Source organism: Candidatus Ruminimicrobium bovinum (assembly GCF_902760015.1).
GTDB classification, from domain to species: Bacteria; Elusimicrobiota; Endomicrobiia; order Endomicrobiales; family Endomicrobiaceae; genus Ruminimicrobium; species Ruminimicrobium bovinum.
In genome coordinates this window covers 1-2714 of record NZ_CACWEU010000104.1, presented here as the reverse complement: position 1 = coordinate 2714, position 2714 = coordinate 1, and the positions used below count along the sequence as shown (strand labels likewise).

Here is a 2714-nt window from a genome sequence, read left to right as displayed (position 1 = left end):
ATTTGGTTAATGCAAAAGTTGAGCTTGCAACAGGCGGTTTCGGTTATCCGCATGTTTCTTTGGAATTTAATAAAGACGGCGCAAAATTATTTACCGATATTACAGGTGCAAATATAGACAGGCAGTTGGCTATTGTTCTTGACGGTGTTGTTCAATCGGCACCTGTTATAAGAACAAGAATTCCCGACGGAAGAGCTATAATAGAAGGCAGTTTTAATGCCGATGATGCAAAATTATTGGCTACCGTTTTAAGAGCCGGTGCTTTACCTGCTCCGGTAAAAATTATAGAGGAAAGAACAGTAGGGCCAAGTCTTGGTGATGACTCCATTAAAAAAGGTTTTACATCTGCCGTAATCGGTGTAGGTATAGTTATTTTATTTATGTTTGTTTACTATGGTTTTTCCGGAATTATTGCAGATATAGCTTTACTTTTAAATTTCTTTATTCTTATGGGAATAATGTCATACTTCCAATTTACGTTGACATTGCCCGGTATTGCAGGTATAGCGCTTACGCTTGCAATGGCCGTTGATGCAAACGTTCTTATTTTGGAAAGAATAAGGGAAGAACTTTCAATAGGAAAAACTTCAAGGGTTGCGGTTGATGCGGGCTATCAAAAAGCTTTCGTTACAATATTCGATTCCAACATAACAACTCTTATAGCTGCGGTATTTTTGTTCCAATTCGGAACAGGACCTATAAAAGGTTTTGCCGTTACATTGACAATAGGTTTGTGCATAAGTATGTTTACGGCAGTAGTTGTAACAAAATTGATTTATGATTTCTTATTCAGAGAAAGTTTTATAAATAAAATAAAAATATAATTTTTTTGGAGGATTATTGTGCAATTTTTTAAGACGCCTAAGATAGATTTTGTCGGTAAAAGATTTGTTTCTTTTACAATATCTATAATTTTAATAATAGTAAGTTTATGTGCCGTTTTTGTAAAAGGACCGGATTACGGTATTGATTTCAGCGGCGGTATTTTAATGCAATTTTCCTTTGATAAAGAAATTCAAATGGATTCTATAAGGCAGGGGTTGTCCGAACAAAAAGATTTGAATTTTGAATTACAGTCAACCGGTAAACAAGGTATAATTATAAGGGTTAAAAAAACAGATAAAACTCAGGATGAAATGGCAGAAAGTATATTATCGGTATTACAATCAAAATTTGCCGATGCACAAATAACAACCGACAGAGTTGAATATGTAGGTCCTGCGGTAGGTAAACACTTAACAAAACAGGCAATGTATGCGTTTACTTTTGTATTCTTAGGTATTATTGTTTATGTTGCTTTTAGGTTTAAATCTCCGTTATGGGGTGTTGTAGGTGTGCTTGCATTGATTCACGATGCTTTTATTACATTCGGTTTAATGGTTTTAATGGGCAAACAAATAGATTTAACTTTGGTTGCGGCACTTTTAACAATTGTCGGTTATTCAATTAACAATACAATCGTTTTGTTTGACAGAATAAGAGAAAATTTAAGACTTCTTGCAAAAGAAAGTTTTGCAGGAACCGTCAACATCAGTATCAACGGTGTTTTGGGCAGAAGTGTTATAACATCTTTAACGGTTGCTTTTGTTTCTTTAATAATTTTACTGTTGGGCGGGGAAGTTATTTGTGATTTCGGTTTGGCATTGTTTATAGGTAATATTATAGGGTTTTTCTCCAGTGTGTTCGTTTGTGCTCCTTTAAATTATGAATGGGAAAAAAGAAAAAGAGACAGATATAAGAAAAATTTAAGAAAATAAAAAATTTGCCGTAGCAAATTTTTATTATGAGAAAAATTAAAAATTTTAAAATTAATATAAGACCTAAAGAAATATCAAGAATATTAAAAAAGTTTTCGGATATAAAAGAACTTTCAATTGAGGTTGAAGAAGCCGTTCAAAGGGCTTGTTATTTTTACGGACATACAATAAAACCGGCAGTTGTTTACGATACATTTTCAAAAGAAAATCTTAATTTTGGCAGTTTTCCGGAAATAGAACAGAAATGGATTGCATTAAGTCCTTTTGTTTTAACTATAGGTAACGGTTTAAAAGAAGAATTTGATAAAAATATTGATATTTTCGGACAATGGACCACAAAAATAGTTTCCGCTATATCTGCAGATACATTGGAACAATCAAAAAATTTTATTCAAAAACTTATTGCACAGGAAGCTAAAGATGAACAATGTGAGCTTTCAAGGGCTTTGGAAATAACCGAAAATTTAGATGTAATACAAAATTTACTTCCTTTGGAAAAAATCAACGTTTCCGTTAATGAACAAAATAAATTTAATCCTTCTTATACGGTTGCGGGTATATATTATTGGATTCCTGTTAGAAAGAGAAAAAAATAAAATTTTTACTTAAAATGGTTCATATCTTTTTAATACTATATAATTTGCTGCTTATTGCTTTTCTTGTTCCCATACTTTTAGTTATTATTTTATCGGGTAAAAGGAACAGAAAAGAATTTTTTTATTGTATAGGCGAAAGACTTACTTTTTATAAACAATTCAATTTTGATGAAAATAAAAAAACGGTTTGGATACATTGTGCATCACTCGGTGAAGCAAGAGCGGTGGAACCTATGCTTGATAAATTTACCGACTGCAATATTATAGTAACTTCAATTACAAAATCCGCAAGAGAATATTTGCTTCAACTTAATAAAGCAAATTATGTTGCATTGGCACCTGTTGATATTTACCCTTTTGT

General features: G+C 32.0%; 4 protein-coding genes. All 4 read left to right on the top strand.

Annotation, left to right across the window (positions count from 1 at the left end):
• Window positions 1–824, top strand: an 824-nt coding sequence (gene secD, locus ACMUOV_RS03845; protein ID WP_413853797.1) for a protein translocase subunit SecD, incomplete at its 5' end; no start/stop codon positions are given.
• Between the two features lie 18 nt (window positions 825–842).
• A complete protein-coding gene (gene secF / locus ACMUOV_RS03840; protein ID WP_413853796.1) occupies window positions 843–1757 on the top strand; it encodes a protein translocase subunit SecF in 915 nt (304 codons plus the stop codon).
• A gap of 26 nt (window positions 1758–1783) precedes the next feature.
• The gene (locus ACMUOV_RS03835) at window positions 1784–2353 is read left to right on the top strand and encodes a hypothetical protein (RefSeq protein WP_413853795.1); all 570 of its coding nucleotides are present in this window, start codon (window positions 1784–1786) and stop codon (window positions 2351–2353) included.
• A gap of 14 nt (window positions 2354–2367) precedes the next feature.
• A partial coding sequence (locus tag ACMUOV_RS03830; protein WP_413853794.1) for a glycosyltransferase N-terminal domain-containing protein occupies window positions 2368–2714 on the top strand: 347 nt, incomplete at its 3' end.